Raw genomic sequence first — 20,486 nt, 5'->3', positions numbered from 1 at the left:
GAAGACCCAGAATCGATTCTTATCCGTAACAAACCTCTTCGATTCGCATCCGGAATGTTCATGCCATGCGCGTTGCAGATACGATCTTTGCGCTTTCCAGCGGCGGATTGCCCTCCGGCGTCGCGATCATCCGTATAAGCGGCCCGAAAACCCGCGACGCGGTCACGAACCTATGCGGCCTCGTTCCATCCCCTCGCCGCGCCTCCCTGCTTTCGATTCGGAATCGCAACGGTGAAAAACTGGATGACGGTATCATTCTCTTTTTTCCCGGTCCGAATTCTTTCACCGGTGAAGACTGCGCAGAGTTGCAGATTCATGGCGGCCGCGCCACCGTACAAGCCGTGCTGACCGCTCTGGGCGAACTTCAGGGACTACGCGGCGCGGAGGCGGGCGAGTTTTCCAGGCGAGCCTTCGAGAATGGAAGAATGGATCTGGTCGAGGTGGAGGGATTGGCTGACCTGATCGCCGCCGAGACCGAGATGCAACGCCGCTTGGCCGCCGAACACGCATCCGGCGGTCTCTCCCGACTTTATGATTCGTGGGCGAAACGGTTGACGCACGCGCGGGCGATGATCGAAGCGGAGCTCGATTTTGCCGATGAGGACGATATACCGGGCTCCGTCGCATCGTCGATCTGGGCGGATATACGGGCTTTGGAGAAAGAGATTATTAACCATCTTGGCTCTGCTCGCGCCGGCGAAATCGTGCGCGACGGCCTCAAGGTGGTCATTGCCGGTCCGCCGAATGCCGGCAAATCGAGCCTGCTGAACCATCTGGCCAAGCGCGACGTCGCTATCGTTACGGACATTCCCGGCACGACCCGTGACATTCTGCATGTCGATCTCGATCTTTCCGGCTTTGCCGTTCGGCTTTATGATACGGCCGGCCTGCGCGAGACCGAGGATATCGTCGAGCGGGAGGGAATCCGGCGGACACGTCTTTCCATGGAAGAGGCGCATCTCGTCCTCCTGCTTTCGGATATGCCGACGAACGATTGGGCGAGCTGGCTTGGTACCTATCGCGGCCCGGTCATTCGCGTTCGCACGAAGGCGGACAAGACAACAGCGACTTGGCCCGATGGCGCGGTGGATGCTACGATCTCTGTTCAGACCGGTGCCGGCATGTCAGAATTGCTGGATGCGATCAGCCGATATCTCCCCGATCTCGAAGCAGGGTCCTCATTGGCGCTTCCGACCCGCCGGCGACATCTGGAGAATTTGCAGGCGGCTTGCGCCGAGATTGCATTGGCGCTTTCGATGACGGATATAGGTCTGGATATTCAAGCCGAGCACTTGCGATTGGCGGGCCAGGCGCTGGGAAGGGTGACAGGCCGGGTTGATGTCGAGGATTTGCTCGACGTGATCTTCTCGGAATTCTGCATAGGCAAATGATTCACGTGAAACAATGCAACGTGTGCGAGTCGCATCGTTTGTTTCACGTGAAACAGGTAGGTTTTATATGAAAGAGACCAGCAATTACGACGTCGTTGTTGTCGGTGGCGGTCATGCCGGCGTCGAGGCTGCTTCCGCCTCGGCTCGTCTGGGAGCAAGAACCGCCTTGGTGACGCACAAGGCGTCGACCATTGGGGTCATGTCCTGTAATCCCGCAATCGGTGGCTTGGGTAAAGGTCATCTGGTTCGCGAAGTCGATGCGCTGGACGGGCTCATGGGACGCGTTGCCGACCGCGCCGGTATCCAGTTTCGCCTCTTGAACCGGCGAAAGGGTCCGGCTGTGCGCGGACCACGAACGCAGGCAGACCGAAAGATCTATCGCGAGGCAATGCAGGCCGAGACCGCAGCTATCTCCAATCTCGATGTCATCGAGGGCGATGCCTTCGATATCGATCTGGTGAATGGCCAGGTGTCGGCTGTGATCATGAAGGATGGGCGCCGCCTGACGTGCCGTTCGGTCGTTATTACGACCGGTACGTTTCTCAGGGGTCTCATTCATATCGGAAACGAAAAGATTCCGGCGGGTCGTGTTGGCGAAGATCCCTCCCTGGGTCTTTCGGCTACCTTCGAACGGCTGGGCCTCGCCCTCGGGCGTCTGAAGACCGGCACGCCAGCCCGTCTGGACGGCCGCACGATTGATTGGAATTCCATCGGGCGCCAGGCAGCGGATGAGGATCCCGTTCCCTTTTCCTTCATGACGGATCGTATCACGACCCCGCAGATCGACTGCGGGGTAACGCGGACCACGCCGGCAACGCACCGGATCATCGAAGAGAATATCGGCAAATCCGCCATGTATTCTGGGCAGATCGAAGGTGTCGGTCCCCGCTACTGCCCGTCGATCGAGGACAAGATCGTCAAGTTCGGCGAGCGTGACGGGCACCAGATCTTTCTGGAGCCGGAAGGGCTGGATGACGACACGGTCTATCCCAATGGCATTTCGACTTCGCTCCCCGCGGATGTGCAGGATGCCTTCATCCGGACCATTCCCGGTCTCGAGCGCGTGACCATTCTTCAGCCGGGATATGCGATCGAATACGACCATGTCGATCCTCGCGAATTGTCGGCGACCCTGGAAGTGAAGCGGCAGCCGGGCCTTTTCCTGGCGGGCCAGATCAACGGCACGACGGGCTATGAGGAGGCTGCGGCGCAAGGTCTCGTCGCTGGTCTCAATGCGGCGCGCCGCGCCGCGGGCACGGAAGGTCATATCTTCAGCCGGACCGACAGCTATATCGGCGTGATGATCGATGACCTCACGTCACGTGGCGTGACCGAGCCTTACCGGATGTTCACATCGCGCGCGGAATATCGTCTTTCCCTCAGGGCGGACAATGCGGATGCTCGTCTTACACCCCTTGGCATCGATCTCGGGCTTGTACGGGCCGCACGTGAGGAAAGGTTCGCTGCCTGGTCGACCGAGATGGATGCGGCGCGCGATCATCTCCGGAACCTCCGGCTTTCGCCCAACGAGGCTGCTTCTCACGGCATCCGCATCAATCAGGACGGCGTGCGCCGCAGCGCCTATGATCTGCTGGCCTATCCCGATATCGACTATGCGCGCCTCGCGGCTGTTTGGCCCGAGGAGCTGAAAGCTTTTTCCGCGCGTGCCCGTGACGCGATCGAGATCGAGGCCGGCTATGCGGTTTATATGAACCGGCAGGAGACGGACATTACGGAAGCGCGGCGCGAGGAAGAGCGGCGGATTCCCGATCACTTCGATTTCAGCGCCCTGCCCGGACTTTCCATGGAGCTGCGGCAGAAGCTTTCCGCGGCACGTCCGGCAAATCTGGCGCAGGCGGCGCGGGTCGATGGCATGACACCAGCGGCCTTGACGCTTTTGCTTGCCTATCTCAAACGCCTACCTGCCGAAGCAATGAACCGGACCGCAAACGCATGAATACCCTGCCTCGCGAATTGAGCGGCCTGAATGTTTCACGTGAAACTGTGGACAGGCTGCATAGCTTCGTCGCGCTTTTCAAGAAATGGGCAAAGGCCATCAATCTGGTGGCACCGTCGACCCTGTCCGAGGTCTGGAACCGGCACATCATCGACAGTGTACAAATCTACGCCCTCTCTCCCGGGCCGCACCAGTGGGTCGATCTCGGCAGTGGCGGCGGCTTTCCGGGTATCGTCACGGGCATTCTGCTTGCTGGTGAAGGTGATGGATGGGTTCATCTCGTCGAAAGCAACAACAAGAAGGCTGCTTTTCTGAGGACCGCCATTCTGGAAACCGGCGCGCGCGCGTCCGTCCACGCGATTCGAATCGAGGAAGCGCCGGCGGCGATCGAACGCTGCGATGCCATCTCTGCCCGCGCCCTGGCGGATCTTGATCTGCTGATGGAATTCGGCTTCCCCTGGGCTGAACGCAATGCGGATCTGCGGTTCTTCCTGCACAAAGGGCGGGATTACCAGCGGGAGATCGATAAAGCGCTTGGTCGGTGGAGATTCGATCTGGTAAAACATGCCAGTATCGTCGAGCCGGATTCGGTCGTGCTCGAACTTTCGAAGCTTTCGCGCAAACCTCAGTGATTGGCGGCGTCCATGATAGGCGAGAAGAACCGGATCATCACCATCGCGAACCAGAAGGGGGGCGTCGGCAAGACGACGACTGCCATCAATCTGGCGACCGCCCTTGCCGCAATCGGCGAGCGGGTGCTCATCGTCGATCTCGATCCGCAGGGAAATGCCAGCACGGGGCTTGGAATCGACCGTCGCAGCCGCGAATTGTCTTCCTACGATCTTCTGATCGGCAGCCACAGCGTGGCCGACACCGTTCTCGAAACGGCGGTGCCAAACCTTTCGATCATTCCCTCGACCATGGACCTGCTCGGCATCGAAATGGAGATCGCCCAGCATAATGACCGTGTCTTCCGCCTCAAGCGGGCGCTGGCGGCGGCCGATGCGCTGTCTTACTCTTACGTGCTCGTCGATTGCCCGCCTTCCTTCAATCTCCTGACGATGAATGCCCTGGCGGCCGCCCATTCGGTGCTCGTGCCGCTGCAATGCGAGTTCTTCGCGCTGGAAGGTCTCAGCCAGTTGCTGGAGACCGTCGACCAGGTCCGCCGGACGGTCAATCCGCGCCTCGATATCCAGGGCATCGTCCTGACCATGTTCGATTCGCGCAACAACCTGGCGCAGCAGGTGGTCAATGACGTCCGCACTCATCTCGGCGAGAAGGTCTATCACACGCTCATTCCGCGCAATGTCCGCGTTTCCGAGGCGCCCTCCTACGGCAAGCCGGCGATCCTCTACGATCTCAAATGCGCTGGAAGCCAGGCCTATCTTCAGCTCGCCTCCGAGGTGATCCAGCGGGAAAGGCAGCGCAAGGCTGCCTGAAACCAGTATCTGTGAGTGAAATCGATGAACGAAGACAACTCGAAGCGGCGCCTTGGCCGCGGCCTTGCAGCCCTGATCGGTGAAATGGACCAGCTTCCCGCCGCCGATATCGGCGCGGGGCCGTCGGTCAATCCCGATCGGCTGGTTCCCATCGAGTTCGTCGGCCGCAACCCGCGCAACCCGCGTCGTTACTTCGACGAATCGGAGCTGCAGGACCTCGCTTCGTCGATCCGCCAGCACGGCATCGTCCAGCCGGTCGTGGTGCGCACTACGGCGGACAGCCGCTATGAGATCATTGCCGGCGAGCGCCGCTGGCGCGCGGCACAGCTCGCCGGGCTGATCGAAATCCCGGTGATCATTCGTGACGTCGACGACCGCACGGCGCTGGAAATTGCTATCGTGGAGAACGTGCAGCGTTCGGACCTCAATCCGCTTGAAGAAGCAATGGGTTACGAGCTGCTGATCGCCGATCATGGCTATACGCAGAACGATCTTGGCGAGATCATCGGCAAGAGCCGCAGCCATGTGGCAAACAGCCTGCGCCTGCTGAAGCTGCCGGAGCCGGTGCGTGAGATGCTGGCATCGGGCACGTTGTCGGCCGGCCATGCGCGCGCGTTGATTCCGACTTCCGATCCGGTTGCGCTTGCCAAGGCGGTCGTTGCCAAGGGCATGTCCGTTCGCGATGCGGAGCGGCTGGCCCAGAACGATATCAAGACGCAAGGCGATCCAAGCCACGGGCAGACGCCGCGGAAGGAAGAGAAGGACGCCGATACGCTCGCGCTGGAGCGCACGCTGACGGATGTCCTCGGCCTTGAGGTGACGGTCAACCACAAGGGCAACGGCGGGCATCTGCGCATCGCCTACAAGACGCTGGAGCAGCTTGAGGAAATCTGCCGGCTTCTCGAACGGCGCTGATTTATTTAGCCGGATTCATCGGCGCGCCGATTGCAGCACGGTTGCCAGCATGGTCTGCATGGCGATCGTATCTTCCAGCGCGGGGCGCTGGCGGCTTTGCAGGATGGCGGCCTGGAGGCGCTGGGTTTCACGGCGAATGGCCGGCCCCGTCCAGCTTTTCAGGGCATTTTCCACGATCGGCTTGCGACGGAAATGCAGGTGGCGGCCGAGCGTCGCCATGGCCTGGGCGGCGGGCGTGCGCTTTTCATCCATTTCGGCGCGCATCAGTTCCAGAAGCTGGAACTGGCGAAGGCATCCCTGCAGGACGAGGAAGACCGGCGTCTTCGACGAGACGATCTTCTGGATCGCATGCATGAAGCCCTCGCGGTCGCCCTTGAGGATCGCGTCGACCGCATCGTCCGTGGAGATCGCGCTGGCATCGCCGACGATTTCCTCCACATCCTGTTCCTCCACCAGCGCCTTGCCGCGGCAATAGAGGGCGAGCTTGCGCAGTTCGTTGCGGGAAGCCAGCCGGTCGCCGCCGATGGTCTCGACGAGGCGCTCACGTGCCGCGGGCGAGATTCGCAGCCCTTCGGCGGCGAGCTCCTGATCGATCAGGGCCTGAAGGGCGCGTCCGTCATCGGCATAGCAGGCGATGGCGACGGCTTGTGACGAGGATTCGGCGGCCTTGCGGAGCGCGGCGCCCTTCTTCAGGTCGCCGGCCTCGATGATGAGGGTGGAGGGGCCGGGGGGCATGCGGGCGAGGATATCGAGCCCGTCGGAAATGCCCTTCTCGCTGCCGGCATTGCGGATACAGACGAGCCGGTCGCCGCCGAAAAGGCCGATGGCATTCATCTCGTCGACGAGACGGCCCGGTTGGTTGCCGACTTCGCCGGCATCCAGCTTCACGACGGAGAAGGCATCGTCGAGATCGACGCCGCTTGCGGCGGCGAGCGCCGCGGCCCGTTCCGAAACGAGGCCGCGATCCGGTCCGTAAACCAGAAAGAGCCGCACGGGCAGAGGCTTGCGTTTCACGAAAGCGTCGAACTCGTGCGACTTGACCTCAGCCATCGGCGTTTCAGCGGCGGGCGAGCGCCGAGGCGACGTCCGCGCGGATCAGTTCGGCGAGTTCCCGGGCACCACGATTTTCCGCATCGCGGATGGCACGGAGCTTGGCGAATTCCTGGGTCGGGAAATCGACCATGGCGACGGCGGAGCGCTTGCCGGAAGCGAGCGTTTCCCCGGTGTCGGCCTTGGTGAGGTTGTAGTCCGCCGAGACGGTCACGCGCCCGGCGCGGGCCGTGTCGCGGGTGGCATCGTTCAGAACGCCGACGGTGCGGATGCTGACGTCCATCTCGAGATGATAGACCGGGTTCTGGGCTTCGCCCGCGCCACCGCCGAAGAAGAAGATCAGGTCGTTGCGGACCTGCTGCTCGACGCGGGAGGTCGCCTCGGAAATCGAGACGGAGGCGAGCTTGCCTTCCGTTCCCGCCGCGGTGGAATAGAGCGGCCGCACCTGGCAGCCGGCAAGCACGCCGGCAAGGGCGACGCCGGCCAGCACCCTGGCGAGCCGCGAGAGGCCGGTTCCGTCAGACAACAACATTCACGATCCTCTGCGGTACGACGATGATCTTCTTGGGGCGCTGGCCGCCGAGCGCGGCCTGGACCGCCTCGAGCGCGAGCACGGCCTCTTCGACCGCACTCTGGTCTGCGTCGCGGGCGATTGTCAAATCCGCGCGCTTCTTGCCGTTGATCTGCACCGGCAGCGTGACCTCGTTTTCCGCCACCAGCCGGTCGTCATAGGCCGGCCAGGCGGTGTCTGCGACGAGGCCCTCGCCGCCGATCTCGCGCCAGCATTCTTCCGAAAGGTGGGGCGTCATCGGGGCGACGATGCGGATCAGGATGCCGACGGCCTCGCGCAGCGCGGCGGCAAGGTCGGGCGACGCCTTGCCGGCGGCGGCCGTCGTCAGCGGCGCGGCGAGCGCATTGACGAACTCGTAGATGCGCGCCACGGCCTTGTTGAAGGCGAGCTTGTCATAGTCGCCCTGCACGGCCTTCAGCGTCCTGTGCGCGGCCTGCGAGACGGCGAGCGCTTCGCCTTCCGTGCCCGGACGGGCTTCGGCTGCCTTGAGGGCGGGAGCGGCTTCGGCGATGAGGCGCCAGACGCGCTGGACGAAGCGGTGGGCGCCCTCGACGCCGGCTTCCGACCAGATGACGTCACGGTCCGGCGGGGAGTCGGAGAGGACGAAGAAGCGGGCGGTATCGGCGCCGTAGGAGGCGATGATATCGTCCGGGTCGACGACGTTCTTCTTCGATTTCGACATCTTCTCGATGGAGCCGATGGCGATTTCTTCGCCGGATTCGAGATGGGTCGCGCGGCGCTTGCCGTCGACTTCTTCGATGCGGATTTCCGCTGGCATCACCCATTCGCGCTTGCCGTCGATGGCGCGGCTATAGGTCTCGTGCACCACCATGCCCTGCGTGAAGAGGCCCTTGAAGGGCTCCTTCAGGTCGAGATGGCCGGCGACCTGCATGGCGCGGGTGAAGAAGCGCGAATAGAGCAGGTGCAGGATCGCATGCTCGATGCCGCCGATATACTGGTCGACCGGCAGCCAGGCATCGGCGGCGGCGGGGTCCGTCGGTTTGTCTTCCCATGGCGCGGTGAAGCGGGCGAAGTACCACGAGGAATCGACGAAGGTGTCCATCGTGTCCGTCTCGCGGCGGGCGTCCTTGCCGCAATGCGGGCAGGCGACGTGGCGCCAGGTCGGATGACGGTCGAGCGGGTTGCCCGGCTTGTCGAAAGTGACGTCGTCGGGCAGCTTCACCGGCAGGTCGGCCTTGGGAACCGGAACCACGCCGCAGTGGTCGCAATGGATGACCGGAATCGGGCAGCCCCAGTAGCGCTGGCGCGAAATGCCCCAGTCGCGCAGGCGGAAGTTCACCTTGCGCTCGCCGACCGGCGCATTGCCGAGCGTGGCGGCGGTGAGGCGCCGTGCGACCTCCTCGAAGGCTTCCTCGGTGCTAAGGCCGTCGAGGAAGCGCGAATTGATCATCACGCCGTCGCCGACATAGGCCTCGTCGGCAATGGCGAAGGCGGCGGCGTCTCCGTCCTTCGGCATGACGACGGGCACGACCGGCAGGTCGTATTTGCGGGCGAAGTCGAGGTCGCGCTGGTCGCCGGAGGGGCAGCCGAAGACGGCGCCCGTGCCGTAGTCCATCAGCACGAAGTTCGCGACATAGACCGGCAGCTCCCAGGCGGGATCGAGGGGATGGCGGACGCGGATGCCCGTGTCCATGCCCTTCTTCTCGGCGGTTTCCAGTGCGGCAAGCGAGGTGCCGGCGCGGCGGCATTCCTCGCAGAAGGCCATGATCTCGGGGTTCTTCGCCGAGACTTCCTTCGCCAGCGGATGATCGGCGGAGATCGCCAGGAAGGAGGCGCCGAACAGCGTGTCGGGGCGGGTCGTATAGACGGTGACGTCCTTTTCGCTCGTCAGGCCGGCGGCGTCAGCGACTTCCCAGCGCACCAGCATGCCTTCCGAGCGGCCGATCCAGTTCTTCTGCATCAGCCGGACCTTTTCCGGCCACTGGTCGAGCGTTTCCAGCGAATCGAGCAGGTCCTGGCTGAAATCGGTGATGCGGAAGAACCACTGCGTCAGCTCGCGCTGCTCGACGAGCGCGCCCGAGCGCCAGCCGCGGCCGTCGATGACCTGCTCATTGGCGAGGACCGTATGGTCGACCGGGTCCCAGTTCACCTTGGACTGCTTGCGGTAGACGAGGCCCTTTTCCAGGAAATCGAGGAAGAGGTGCTGCTGGCGGTGATAGTATTCGACGTCGCAGGTGGCGAATTCGCGCGACCAGTCGAGCGACAGGCCCATGGACTTGAGCTGCTTGCGCATCGTCGCGATATTGTCATAGGTCCAGCCCTTCGGATGCACCTTGTTCTGCATGGCAGCGTTCTCGGCGGGCATGCCGAAGGCGTCCCAGCCCATCGGGTGCAGCACGTTGTAGCCGCGGGCGCGCTTGTAGCGGGCGACCACGTCGCCCATGGCGTAGTTGCGCACATGGCCCATATGGATGCGGCCCGAGGGATAGGGGAACATCTCGAGGACGTAGTACTTCTCGCGCGGGTCGTCGTTCTTCGTCAGGAAGACGTTCTCGTCGTTCCATCTTGCCTGCCAGCGGGGCTCGGCATCGCGCGGATTGTAGCGTTCTGTGGCCATGTCTTTGATGTTTCCGGAAAGTCTTTTGGAGGTCTTGGCGGGCGGTCCGCCCATGCGAATATGGTGCCGAGACCTTCATCATGAAACCGCCGGAGCGTCAAGTTTTCCGGGCCGCGCTTGGCAAGCGGCGCCGATTTCGCTAGGTCCGGTGCGTCATAGCCGATGGAGAGTGACCATGGACCTTCAGGATCGCCTCGAAGACGTTCGCAACCGGGTGCGCAAGGCCGCGAGCGAAGCGGGCCGCAAGCCGGAAGCGGTGACGCTGGTGGCCGTGTCGAAGACCTTCGACGCCGAGGCCATCCGCCCGGCCATCGCGGCGGGCCAGCGCGTCTTCGGCGAGAACCGCGTGCAGGAAGCGCAGGGCAAGTGGCCGGAGCTGCGCGCCGAGACCGCCGGCATCGAGCTGCACCTGATCGGCCCGCTGCAATCCAACAAGACGGCGGAGGCGGTGGCGCTTTTCGACGTCATCGAGACGGTCGACCGGGAGAAGATCGCCCGCGCGATCGCCGGGGAGATGAAGCGGCAGGGCCGGGCGCTGCGGCTCTATGTCCAGGTCAATACGGGGCTCGAACCGCAGAAGGCCGGCATCGCGCCGGACGATACGGTCGCCTTCGTCGCCCTCTGCCGCGAGGAACTCGGCCTCACCGTCGAGGGCCTGATGTGCATTCCGCCGGCCGACGAGAATCCGGGCCCGCATTTCGCCCTCCTCGCCAAGCTGGCCGGCCGGTGCAATCTCGACAAGCTTTCCATAGGCATGTCCGGCGACTACGAGGTCGCCATCGGATTCGGCGCGACCAGCGTGCGTGTCGGCTCGGCGATTTTTGGCACGCGCTGATCCTTCCTTTTGACGAAGGGCAAGGCCGAGGCTTGCCGCATCAGGCTTTCGTCTGGCTTTGCGGAAAGGCCGCCCTCTCCTATTCTTCCCTTCGGAGGAACCGGCCGCCCGGCGGCCGGCAAGGAGGATGCGATGCAGAAGACCTATGCCGAGATCTATCGTGCCTGGCAGGACGATCCCGAGGCCCACTGGGCCGCGCTCGCCCGGGCCATCGACTGGTTCACCGAGCCGACGGAAATCTTCGATGCCGCGCAGGGCGTCTATGGCCACTGGTTTCCCGATGCGGTGGGCAATACCTGTCACAATTGCGTGGACCGGCATGTGGCCGCCGGGCGCGGCGACCAGCCGGCGCTGATCTATGACAGCCCCGTCACCGGCCGGAAGGCGCGCTACAGCTATGGCGAGCTGCTCACCCATGTGAATGCCATGGCGGCGGTGCTCGCCGATCAGGGCGTCGTCAAGGGCGACCGCGTCATTCTCTATATGCCGATGATCCCCGAGGCGATTTTCGCCATGCTCGCCTGCGCGCGCATCGGGGCGATCCATTCGGTGGTCTTCGGCGGCTTCGCGGCGAGCGAGCTTGCCGCGCGCATCGACGATTGCGCGGCGAAGCTCATCGTTTCGGCAAGCTGCGGCATCGAGCCGAACCGGGTGGTCGCCTACAAGCCGCTGCTCGACACGGCCATCGACCTTGCCCGCCACAAGCCGGAGCGCTGCCTCGTGCTGCAGCGGCCGGAACTGGCGGCCGAGCTGAGGGACGGCTGGGATGTGGACCTCGGCCCGGCGCTGGCGGCGGCCAAGGGGCGAACGGTGCCCTCAGCGCCGCTCAAGGCGACCGATCCGCTCTATATCCTCTATACGTCCGGCACGACCGGCCAGCCGAAGGGCGTCATCCGCGACAATGGCGGCCACATGGTCGCCCTCGCCTGGTCGATGCGCGCGCTCTACGGGATCGAGCCCGGCGAGGTCTACTGGGCGGCTTCCGATATCGGCTGGGTCGTCGGGCATTCCTACATCGTCTATGCGCCGCTTCTGAACGGCAGCACGACGGTGCTCTACGAGGGCAAGCCGGTCGGCACGCCGGATGCCGGCGCCTTCTGGCGTGTCGTCGAGGACTATCGGGTATCGGTGCTTTTCACCGCACCGACCGCCTTCCGGGCGATCCGCAAGGAGGACCCTGACGGCGCCCTCGTGAAACGCTACGATCTCTCCAGCCTGCGGGCACTGTTCCTTGCCGGCGAGCGGGCCGATCCGGATACGGTGCAATGGGCCGAAAAGGTACTGGGCGTTCCCGTCATCGATCACTGGTGGCAGACGGAAACGGGCTGGGCCATCGTCGGCAATCCGCTCGGCCTCGGCCGGCTGCCCGTGAAGCACGGCTCGCCCACCGTGCCCATGCCGGGCTACGAGCTGCATGTGCTGGACGATGCCGGCCATCCTGTGCCGCCCGGTACGCTCGGCAATATCGCCATCAGGCTTCCCCTCCCCCCGGGTTGCCTGCCGACCTTCTGGAAGGCCGACGAGCGTTTTCGCGCGGCGTGCCTTTCGGAATTTCCGGGCTACTACAAGACGGCGGATGCCGGCTATGTCGACGACGAAGGCTATGTCTTCGTGATGGCGCGCACGGACGACATCATCAATGTCGCCGGCCATCGCCTGTCGACGGGGGCGATGGAGGAGGTCTGCGCCAGCCATCCGGACGTCGCCGAATGCGCCGTCATCGGCGTCGCGGATGCGGTGAAGGGCCAGGTGCCGGCGGGCTTCCTCGTCCTGAAGAGCGGTGTTTCACGTGAATCATCGCTGGTCGAGGCGGAGGTCATGCGCCTCGTGCGGGAACGCATCGGGCCGGTCGCGGCCTTCAAGACGGCGATCTGCGTGAAACGCCTGCCGAAGACGCGCTCGGGCAAGATTCTGCGCGGCACCATGCAGAAGATCGCCGACGGCGAGGAATGGAAGATGCCGGCGACGATCGACGATCCCGCCATCCTCGACGAGATCGCGGCGGCGCTGACGGGCCGAAGGGCGAACCAGGCCTGATCGCCCCTAATCGAGGCAATAAAAAACCCGGCTGCTCGGCAGCCGGGTTTCGATATCCCAAGACAGCCCTTGCTTAGAAGTTGTCGTCTTCGTCTTCGTCCGGCGTCGCCGACTTCAGCGACTTGAGCTTGGCGAAGACGGCATCGGCGTCGATTTCCTTCTCCTCTTCGCGGTCCGTGCTGTAGGGCAGCTTTTCGGTTTCCTGCGCCGATTCCAGCGTCGCGCCGAGTTCGGCGGCGGTCGGCAGCGGGCGGCCCTTGGAGGCGCGCTCGACTTCGAGGTCGAGGTCGATCTGCGAGCAGAGGCCCAGCGTGACCGGGTCCATCGGCGCAAGGTTCGCGGAGTTCCAGTGGGTGCGTTCGCGGATCTGCTCGATCGTCGACTTGGTGGTGCCGACGAGGCGCGAGATCTGCGCATCCTTCAGTTCGGGATGGTTGCGCACGAGCCAGAGAATGGCGTTCGGGCGGTCCTGGCGCTTGGAGACCGGCGTGTAGCGCGGGCCCTTGCGCTTGGATTCCGGCACGCGGACCTTCGGTTCGGAAAGCTTCAGCTTGTGATTTGGGTTCGCCTCGGCGCGGGCGATCTCCTCGCGGGAGAGCTGGCCGGTCGAGATCGGGTCGAGGCCCTTGATGCCCTGGGCCGATTCGCCGTCGGCGATGGCCTTCACTTCGAGCGGATGCAGTTTGCAGAATGTGGCGATCTGGTCGAACGACAGCGCCGTGTTGTCGACCAGCCAGACCGCGGTCGCCTTTGGCATGAGCAGCTGTTGAGCCATGGATATAGTCCTTCTGTCCGTCCGCGCCGGTGTCGCGGGCCGTGGGGTGTAACCACTATTTTCCGGGAATTCGGCCCTCTATAACGCCACTGTCGCAGAAATGCAATTCTTCAAGCGCAAATGACCTTTTGTCTAATTGCCGGAAGGCGTTGACCTGTTATGTATGCTCAAGGAGTGGCGGGGGCCGGAGGAGACTGGTTTCCCGCGCATCGCAGTCTAGGGAGGAATCCATGTCCGAAAAGACCTACCCGGTCCTGAAATCCGCAAAAAGCCGCGCGCTGATCGACAACGAGACCTATCAGAAATGGTATCGCGAGAGCGTCGATAACCCGGAGCGCTTCTGGGACAAGCACGGCATGCGCATCGACTGGTTCAAGCCCTATACCAAGGTGAAGAACACCTCGTTTACCGGCAAGGTGCCGATCAAGTGGTTCGAGGACGGTATCACCAACGTCTCCTACAACTGCATCGACCGCCATCTCAAGGCGCATGGCGACGACGTCGCCATCATCTGGGAAGGCGACAATCCCTATATCGACAAGAAGATCACCTATAACGAGCTCTACGAGCACGTCTGCCGCATGGCGAACGTGATGAAGAAGCACGGCGTGAAGAAGGGCGATCGCGTCACCATCTACATGCCGATGATCCCGGAAGCGGCCTATGCCATGCTCGCCTGCGCGCGCATCGGTGCCGTCCATTCCGTCGTCTTCGGCGGCTTCTCGCCGGATGCGCTGGCCGGCCGTATCGTCGACTGCGAATCGACCTTCGTCATCACCTGCGACGAGGGCGTGCGCGGCGGCAAGCCGATCCCGCTCAAGGAAAACACCGACATCGCGATCGACATCGCGGCCAAGCAGTTCGTCATCGTCAACAAGGTGCTCGTCGTGCGCCGCACCGGCGGCAAGACGGGCTGGGCGCCGGGCCGTGACCTCTGGTATCATCAGGAAGTGCTGACGGTGCCGCGCGATTGTCCGCCGGCGAAGATGAAGGCTGAAGACCCGCTCTTCATCCTCTATACGTCCGGCTCGACCGGCAAGCCGAAGGGCGTCCTGCACACGACTGCCGGCTACCTCGTCTATGCCTCGATGACGCACAAATACGTCTTCGACTACCAGGATGGCGACGTCTACTGGTGCACGGCGGATGTCGGCTGGGTGACGGGCCATTCCTACATCGTCTACGGGCCGCTCGCCAACCGCGCCACCACGCTGATGTTCGAAGGCGTGCCGAATTTCCCCGATGCCGGCCGCTTCTGGGAAGTGATCGACAAGCACAAGGTCAATATCTTCTATACCGCCCCGACGGCGATCCGCGCGCTGATGGGCGCCGGCGACGACTTCGTGAAGCGCTCGGAGCGCTCGTCGCTCCGCCTGCTCGGCTCGGTCGGCGAGCCGATCAATCCGGAAGCCTGGGAATGGTACTACCACGTGGTCGGCGAGGACCGTTGCCCGATCGTCGACACCTGGTGGCAGACGGAGACCGGCGGCATCCTGATCACCCCGCTGCCGGGCGCGACGGACCTCAAGCCGGGCTCGGCGACGCGGCCCTTCTTCGGCATCAAGCCGCAGCTCGTCGATAACGAGGGCAATGTGCTGGAGGGCGCGGCCGACGGTAACCTGTGCATCGTCGACAGCTGGCCGGGCCAGATGCGCACGGTCTACGGCGACCACAAGCGCTTCATCGAGACCTACTTCTCCACCTACAAGGGCAAGTATTTCACCGGCGACGGCTGCCGGCGCGACGAGGACGGCTATTACTGGATCACCGGCCGCGTCGACGACGTGCTCAACATTTCCGGCCACCGCCTCGGCACGGCCGAGATCGAATCGGCGCTCGTCTCGCACCATCTGGTCTCGGAAGCGGCGGTCGTCGGCTATCCGCACGGCCTCAAGGGCCAGGGTATCTATTGCTACGTCTCGCTGATGGCCGGCGAGGAAGGCACCGACGCGTTGCGGCAGGACCTCGTCAAGCACGTGCGCAAGGAGATCGGCCCCATCGCGACGCCGGACAAGATCCAGTTCGCGCCCGGCCTGCCGAAGACCCGCTCCGGCAAGATCATGCGCCGCATCCTGCGCAAGATCGCCGAGGACGATTTTGGCGCGCTTGGGGATACGTCGACGCTGGCCGATCCGGCGGTCGTGGACGACCTGATCGCCAACCGGCAGAACAAGGCCGCTGGCTGACGGGTCTTATGGAAAAAAGCGAAACGGCGGCCGATGGCCGCCGTCAGCTTGTTGCCCAACCTAGCCTCGCCCCACCGTCGTCATCCTCGGCCTTATGCCGAGGATCTGCTAGCACATTGAAAAATCGAGACGTTGCAGATGCTCGGGACAAGCCCGAGCATGACGGAGAAGAGGACGTCGGCTGGGAAAGACCCTGTTCGTTCCTGAGCCGGATTCCCGCCCTCAGAAATCGATCGCCCGGCCCTTGATCTCCCAGTCGCCGAAGCGCGCGGGGTCCTCGCCGCCGCGTCCGCCGATCTCCGGCGCGCGCTCGACGGGCGGGGCGGCCTTGCGCCGTTCCTCGGCTTCCTGGAGGGCGCGGAGGGCCGCCGGAGGAAGCACCTTCCGGCCGTCGGCGTGATTGTCGTTGTCGTTCTGCATGAAACGCGGCATCCTTCCCGGATATTGAAGAATTCCCTTCGGCTTACCATCATATAGGAGCGTGCCTGCGCTGTGGAAAGCGCTGATTCACGTGAAACATGCCCTTGACAGGAAGGGCCTCGAACATAGGCGCCAGGCCCGAAGGAGCCGGAAACGCATGAACCTCGTTCGCACAGCCATGCTGCTCGCCGTGATGACGGCGCTTTTCATGGGCGTGGGCCTGCTGATCGGCGGCAAGAGCGGCATGGCGATCGCGCTCGTCGTCGCGATCGCCATGAACTTCTTCTCCTACTGGAATTCCGACCGGATGGTGCTGTCCATGTATGGCGCCAAGGAGGTCGACGAGCGCTCGGCGCCGGAATATTACGGCATCGTGCGGGATCTCGCCAAACGCGCCGGCCTTCCCATGCCGCGCGTTTTCGTCATCAACAGCGACCAGCCGAATGCCTTTGCCACCGGGCGCAACCCGCAGAACGCCGCCGTTGCCGCCTCGACCGGCCTTCTCCATGCACTGAGCTACGAGGAGGTGGCGGGCGTGATGGCGCATGAGCTCGCCCATGTGCAGAACCGCGACACGCTGACCATGACGCTGACGGCGACGATCGCCGGCGCCATCTCCATGCTCGCCAACTTCGCCATGTTCTTCGGCGGCGGGCACAATCGCGAGAACAACAATCCGCTCGGCTTCATCGGCGTGCTGATCGCCATGATCGTCGCCCCCTTCGCCGCCATGCTGGTGCAGATGGCGATCAGCCGCACGCGCGAATATTCCGCCGACAGGCGCGGCGCGGAGATCTGCGGCAACCCGCTCTGGCTGGCCTCGGCGCTGAAGAAGATCGCGATTGCCGCCGGCCGCATTCCCAATGAGGCGGCCGAGCACAATCCGGCGACCGCGCATATGTTCATCATCAATCCGCTCTCGGGCGAGCGCATGGACAGCCTGTTTTCGACCCACCCCAACACCGAGAACCGCATCGCGGCGCTTCAGGAAATGGCCCGCGGCATGCAGGCACGCTCGACGGAACCGGTCCGGGCTGATAATCGGTCAGGCAAATCGCGCTCCGTACCGACGACCGGCTGGGGACGCGGTGGTTCCGAACCACCCAAGGGTCCCTGGTCTTGAACGACGAAAAAAGAAAAAACAAAGCCTATCCGAAACGACATGGCGGCAAGGGGCGAACGCCCGCCGATCCTGCCGCGATTGCCCCGGAAAAGCCGGGCCTGCGCGCCCGGCAGGCCGCGGCCAAGATCCTTGCCGCCGTCATCGATCGCCGCACGCCGCTCGACGGCATGCTCGATCTGGAGAATGGCAATGTCGCCTACCGCCAGCTCGGCGATGCCGACCGGGCGCTGGTGCGTGCCATCCTCAACACGGCGCTGCGCCACCTTCCCCGCATCGAGGCGATCCTCGACACGCTGGTCGGCACGCCCCTGCCGGAAGGCGCGCGGGCGCTGCACCATGTCCTGACGGTCGCCGCCGCGCAGATCCTCTATCTCGACGTGCCGGACCATTCCGCGGTCGATCTTGCCGTCGAGCAGGCGCAGCTCGATCCACGCAATCGCCGCTTCGCCAGCCTCACCAACGCGGTGCTGCGCCGGCTTTCCCGCGAAAAGGCCTCGCATCTGACGGCCACCCGCGCGGTTTCCGTCATTCCCGCCTGGTTCCACGAGCGGCTTGTCGCCGTCTACGGCAAGGAGCACGCGGCGCGCATCGGCGAAGCGCTGCTGGAGCCTTCCGCCATAGACCTGACGGTGAAATCCGATCCGGAAGGCTGGGCGGCGAAGCTCGGCGGCCGCGTGCTGCCGTCCGGCTCCGTGCGCCTTCCTGCCGCGTCCGGCGCGATCCCGGCGCTTGAGGGCTTCGAGGCGGGGCAATGGTGGGTGCAGGATGCGGCGGCGAGCCTGCCGGCAAAGCTCTTCCACGATCTTGCCGGAAAGCGCGTCGCCGACCTTTGCGCCGCCCCGGGCGGCAAGACGGCGCAGCTTGCGCTTGCCGGGGCCAAGGTGACGGCGCTCGACCAGTCGGGCAACCGCCTGAAGCGGCTCATCGGCAATCTCGAACGGCTCGACCTATCGGTCGAGGCCGTCGAGGCCAACATGGCGGACTACCGGCCCGAAGAGCTTTTCGATGCCGTCCTGCTCGATGCGCCCTGCTCCTCCACCGGCACGATCCGCCGCCATCCGGATGTGCTCTGGACCAAGGGGCCGGAGGATATCGACAAGCTCGCCCGCCTGCAGGAACGCCTGCTGCGCCACGCGCTGACCCTGGTCAAGCCCGGCGGCGAACTGGTCTTTTCCAATTGCTCGCTCGATCCGGGCGAGGGCGAGGACATGGTGGCGCGCGTGCTGGCCGACAATCCCGACTGGCGGATCCAACCCGTCGAGCCCGCCGACTGGCCGGGCCTCGAATCCGCGGTTTCGCCGCGCGGCGAGTTCCGCACCACGCCGGCCATGCTGCCGGCAACCGATAGCCATGCCGGCGGGGTGGACGGCTTTTACGCCGTTCTCCTGCGCAGGAACAATTGAGGCCCGTCATCGTCATCAACAGTCCATCAGCGGTCGATGAATTGACGCCGCTCTCCTCCTCGGCCTACCAATAGGTGAGGAGGCATTCGTTAACCATGCAGCTTTCCGACCGGCAGCGGCTTTCCTATCTGTATATGCGTGAGGGTTGGCGCCGCTTCTCGCGGAGGCTCGCGCTTGGCCGGATCAGCGCCATGCGGTTTTCCGGCAGCACGCCGGACCGGCTGATCGTCGCGCCGACGGATCTTCATCCGGCCGATTCCTTTGCCGGCGAAGAAATTACCGCCGGGCGCTTCCCGCTTGCGGGCCGCGTTCTCGAATGCGACGGCGAATCGCCCTTCGCGCTGGAGCTTCCCTCCGAGGAATTCGCCAACCGGCTGCATTCCTTCGGCTGGCTCCGGCACATGCGGCTGGTCGATCCCGAAAAGGCGGCGCTGACGACGCGCTTCATCGTCGGCGACTGGCTGCAGAGCCATGGGCGGGTCATCGGCGGGCTCGCCTGGCGGCCCGATGTGACGGCGCAGCGCATCATCGCCTGGCTTTCCCACTCCCCGGTGGTGCTGAAGGATGCCGATTATCCCTTCTATCGCCGTTTCCTGAAAAGCCTCGCCTTCCAGGTGCGCTACCTGCGCCACGTCGCCGATACGACGCGGGACGGCGAGCCGCGGCTGCGCGTGCGGATCGCGCTCGCCATGGCCTCCATCGCCATGCCGACCTCCGTTTCCAAGATGCGCAAGGCCGCCCGCAACCTTGATGAGGAACTGGACCGGCAGATATTGCCGGACGGCGGGCATTGCTCGCGCAGTCCGCGGGCGGCGCTCGACCTGCTGCTCGACCTGCTGCCGCTGCGCCAGACCTATGTCAATCTCGGCCACGACATGCCCTCGCAGCTCATTCCCTGCATCGACCGTATCTTTCCGGCCCTGCGCTTCTTCCGCCACCAGGGCGGCGAGCTTGCGCTCTTCAACGGGGCGACCTATACGCTGGCGAACGAGCTGATGTCGGTGCTGCGCTATGACGAGACCGGCGGCGCGCCCTTCAAGGCCCTCCCCTCGATCAACTACGATCGGCTGGCGGTGAAGGAGACGGTGGTGCTGATGGACACCGGCGTTCCGAAATCCGTCGATCTTTCCGCGACGGCGGCGGCCGGCACGCTTTCCATCGAGATGTCGTCCGGCAGGAACCGCTTCATCGTCAATTCCGGGCGGCCGCGCTTTGCCGGTGATGCCATGCGCCAGATGGCGCGGATGACGGCCGCCCATTCCGTGGCGACGCTGAACGACACGTCCTCCTCGCGCATCTCCTCCTCCCGTTTCCTCGGGCCGATCATTATCGGCGGCGTCGGCAAGGTGGAGGTGTCGCGCAGCGAGCGGGAGTCGGGCGCCGACGGCATCACGGCGAGCCATGACGGCTATCTCAAGCGCTTCGGCCTTCTCTACGAGCGCGACATCTTCGTCGCCGCCTCCGGCAACGAGATCCGCGGGCGCGAGCGCTTCTTCAAGGCAGGCCATCCGGTCGAGCGGGGCGTGGCGGTCGTGCGTTTCCATATCCATCCGTCCATCCAGCTCTACAATGCCTCGGAAAACGAGACGCGGCTCGTGGCGCCGGATGGCGAGGCCTGGGCGCTGACCTGCCTCGACGTCGCGGTGGAGGAAGAGGACGACGTCTTCTTCGCCGATCCTTCCGGCGTGCGCGCATCCCGCCAGCTCACCCTCACCATGCCGCTTGCCGAGGTGCCAGAGGTTCAGTGGTCGCTCGTCCGTCGGCGGTAGCGCCGGCCTCGAAAGCTGCGGCGTCGGCGGTTTTCCG

At 64.3% G+C, this 20,486-nt stretch carries 16 protein-coding genes; 11 read left to right on the top strand and 5 right to left on the bottom strand.

Going from position 1 to position 20,486, the window contains the following annotated elements; genetic code table 11:
• Window positions 1-65: 65 nt before the first annotated feature.
• The 5 genes from mnmE (at window position 66) to ACZ1A1_RS15510 (ending at window position 5,702) form a co-directional block, all read left to right on the top strand.
• Complete coding sequence (mnmE, locus tag ACZ1A1_RS15530) at window positions 66-1,391, top strand: tRNA uridine-5-carboxymethylaminomethyl(34) synthesis GTPase MnmE (RefSeq protein WP_463620594.1); 1,326 nt, start codon at window positions 66-68, stop codon at window positions 1,389-1,391.
• Between the two features lie 67 nt (window positions 1,392-1,458).
• Complete coding sequence (mnmG, locus tag ACZ1A1_RS15525) at window positions 1,459-3,348, top strand: tRNA uridine-5-carboxymethylaminomethyl(34) synthesis enzyme MnmG (RefSeq protein WP_463620593.1); 1,890 nt, start codon at window positions 1,459-1,461, stop codon at window positions 3,346-3,348.
• Window positions 3,345-3,980 carry a 16S rRNA (guanine(527)-N(7))-methyltransferase RsmG gene (gene rsmG / locus ACZ1A1_RS15520; RefSeq protein WP_463620592.1) on the top strand — a complete coding sequence of 212 codons (636 nt, stop codon included), beginning with the start codon at window positions 3,345-3,347 and terminating at the stop codon, window positions 3,978-3,980. The genes mnmG and rsmG overlap by 4 nt, the downstream gene beginning before the upstream one ends.
• 12 nt (window positions 3,981-3,992) lie before the next feature.
• The gene (locus tag ACZ1A1_RS15515; RefSeq protein ID WP_415214505.1) at window positions 3,993-4,787 is read left to right on the top strand and encodes a ParA family protein; all 795 of its coding nucleotides are present in this window, start codon (window positions 3,993-3,995) and stop codon (window positions 4,785-4,787) included.
• A gap of 24 nt (window positions 4,788-4,811) precedes the next feature.
• Complete coding sequence (locus ACZ1A1_RS15510; RefSeq protein ID WP_463620591.1) at window positions 4,812-5,702, top strand: ParB/RepB/Spo0J family partition protein; 891 nt, start codon at window positions 4,812-4,814, stop codon at window positions 5,700-5,702.
• A gap of 15 nt (window positions 5,703-5,717) precedes the next feature.
• Here ACZ1A1_RS15510 and holA read toward each other — a convergent pair whose 3' ends face one another.
• Genes holA through leuS form a run of 3 tightly spaced genes read right to left on the bottom strand, consistent with a single transcriptional unit; the run spans window position 5,718 to window position 9,901 of the window.
• Window positions 5,718-6,752 carry a DNA polymerase III subunit delta gene (gene holA, locus ACZ1A1_RS15505; RefSeq protein ID WP_463620589.1) on the bottom strand — a complete coding sequence of 345 codons (1,035 nt, stop codon included), beginning with the start codon at window positions 6,750-6,752 and terminating at the stop codon, window positions 5,718-5,720.
• 7 nt (window positions 6,753-6,759) lie between these two features.
• Complete coding sequence (gene lptE, locus ACZ1A1_RS15500) at window positions 6,760-7,284, bottom strand: LPS assembly lipoprotein LptE (protein ID WP_318910351.1); 525 nt, start codon at window positions 7,282-7,284, stop codon at window positions 6,760-6,762.
• Window positions 7,271-9,901 (bottom strand): leucine--tRNA ligase, encoded by a 2,631-nt coding sequence (gene leuS / locus ACZ1A1_RS15495; RefSeq protein ID WP_463620588.1) that lies wholly within the window; start codon window positions 9,899-9,901, stop codon window positions 7,271-7,273. The genes lptE and leuS overlap by 14 nt, the downstream gene beginning before the upstream one ends.
• Window positions 9,902-10,076: 175 nt before the next feature.
• On the opposite strand from leuS, the gene ACZ1A1_RS15490 reads away from it, so the two are divergent.
• Entirely contained in the window at window positions 10,077-10,736 is a 660-nt protein-coding gene (locus ACZ1A1_RS15490) for a YggS family pyridoxal phosphate-dependent enzyme (RefSeq protein WP_463620587.1), read from the top strand.
• A gap of 132 nt (window positions 10,737-10,868) precedes the next feature.
• A complete protein-coding gene (locus tag ACZ1A1_RS15485; protein WP_463620586.1) occupies window positions 10,869-12,773 on the top strand; it encodes a propionyl-CoA synthetase in 1,905 nt (634 codons plus the stop codon).
• Between the two features lie 73 nt (window positions 12,774-12,846).
• Here ACZ1A1_RS15485 and ACZ1A1_RS15480 read toward each other — a convergent pair whose 3' ends face one another.
• A complete protein-coding gene (locus tag ACZ1A1_RS15480) occupies window positions 12,847-13,548 on the bottom strand; it encodes a DUF1013 domain-containing protein (RefSeq protein ID WP_415214511.1) in 702 nt (233 codons plus the stop codon).
• Window positions 13,549-13,778: 230 nt separating this feature from the next.
• Between ACZ1A1_RS15480 and acs the strand changes: the two genes are divergently transcribed.
• Window positions 13,779-15,734, top strand: a complete 1,956-nt coding sequence (gene acs / locus ACZ1A1_RS15475; RefSeq protein ID WP_313195330.1) for an acetate--CoA ligase — start codon at window positions 13,779-13,781, stop codon at window positions 15,732-15,734.
• Window positions 15,735-15,956: 222 nt separating this feature from the next.
• Here acs and ACZ1A1_RS15470 read toward each other — a convergent pair whose 3' ends face one another.
• Complete coding sequence (locus ACZ1A1_RS15470; protein ID WP_313195331.1) at window positions 15,957-16,154, bottom strand: DUF1674 domain-containing protein; 198 nt, start codon at window positions 16,152-16,154, stop codon at window positions 15,957-15,959.
• Window positions 16,155-16,311: 157 nt separating this feature from the next.
• Between ACZ1A1_RS15470 and htpX the strand changes: the two genes are divergently transcribed.
• The 3 genes from htpX (at window position 16,312) to ACZ1A1_RS15455 (ending at window position 20,449) form a co-directional block, all read left to right on the top strand.
• Entirely contained in the window at window positions 16,312-17,277 is a 966-nt protein-coding gene (gene htpX, locus ACZ1A1_RS15465; protein ID WP_463620585.1) for a zinc metalloprotease HtpX, read from the top strand.
• Window positions 17,268-18,680, top strand: coding sequence for an RsmB/NOP family class I SAM-dependent RNA methyltransferase (locus ACZ1A1_RS15460; protein WP_463620642.1), 1,413 nt, complete (start codon window positions 17,268-17,270; stop codon window positions 18,678-18,680). Before htpX ends, ACZ1A1_RS15460 begins: the two co-directional genes overlap by 10 nt.
• A gap of 95 nt (window positions 18,681-18,775) precedes the next feature.
• A complete protein-coding gene (locus ACZ1A1_RS15455; RefSeq protein ID WP_463620584.1) occupies window positions 18,776-20,449 on the top strand; it encodes a heparinase II/III family protein in 1,674 nt (557 codons plus the stop codon).
• The last annotated feature ends 37 nt before the right edge of the window (window positions 20,450-20,486 follow it).

The organism is Shinella sp. R2-11, from assembly GCF_055330205.1.
The sequence above is the reverse complement of the archived record's forward strand: the minus strand, read 5'-3'. Positions and strand labels throughout refer to the sequence as shown.

Bases quoted from the DNA above. Each gene is read 5' to 3' on its own strand.
- mnmE (WP_463620594.1), top strand. From the start codon at position 66: ATGCGCGTTGCAGATACGATCTTTGCGCTTTCCAGCGGCGGATTGCCC.
- mnmG (WP_463620593.1), top strand. From the start codon at position 1,459: ATGAAAGAGACCAGCAATTACGACGTCGTTGTTGTCGGTGGCGGTCAT.
- rsmG (WP_463620592.1), top strand. From the start codon at position 3,345: ATGAATACCCTGCCTCGCGAATTGAGCGGCCTGAATGTTTCACGTGAA.
- ACZ1A1_RS15515 (WP_415214505.1), top strand. From the start codon at position 3,993: ATGATAGGCGAGAAGAACCGGATCATCACCATCGCGAACCAGAAGGGG.
- ACZ1A1_RS15510 (WP_463620591.1), top strand. From the start codon at position 4,812: ATGAACGAAGACAACTCGAAGCGGCGCCTTGGCCGCGGCCTTGCAGCC.
- holA (WP_463620589.1), bottom strand. From the start codon at position 6,752: ATGGCTGAGGTCAAGTCGCACGAGTTCGACGCTTTCGTGAAACGCAAG.
- lptE (WP_318910351.1), bottom strand. From the start codon at position 7,284: ATGTTGTTGTCTGACGGAACCGGCCTCTCGCGGCTCGCCAGGGTGCTG.
- leuS (WP_463620588.1), bottom strand. From the start codon at position 9,901: ATGGCCACAGAACGCTACAATCCGCGCGATGCCGAGCCCCGCTGGCAG.
- ACZ1A1_RS15490 (WP_463620587.1), top strand. From the start codon at position 10,077: ATGGACCTTCAGGATCGCCTCGAAGACGTTCGCAACCGGGTGCGCAAG.
- ACZ1A1_RS15485 (WP_463620586.1), top strand. From the start codon at position 10,869: ATGCAGAAGACCTATGCCGAGATCTATCGTGCCTGGCAGGACGATCCC.
- ACZ1A1_RS15480 (WP_415214511.1), bottom strand. From the start codon at position 13,548: ATGGCTCAACAGCTGCTCATGCCAAAGGCGACCGCGGTCTGGCTGGTC.
- acs (WP_313195330.1), top strand. From the start codon at position 13,779: ATGTCCGAAAAGACCTACCCGGTCCTGAAATCCGCAAAAAGCCGCGCG.
- ACZ1A1_RS15470 (WP_313195331.1), bottom strand. From the start codon at position 16,154: ATGCAGAACGACAACGACAATCACGCCGACGGCCGGAAGGTGCTTCCT.
- htpX (WP_463620585.1), top strand. From the start codon at position 16,312: ATGAACCTCGTTCGCACAGCCATGCTGCTCGCCGTGATGACGGCGCTT.
- ACZ1A1_RS15455 (WP_463620584.1), top strand. From the start codon at position 18,776: ATGCAGCTTTCCGACCGGCAGCGGCTTTCCTATCTGTATATGCGTGAG.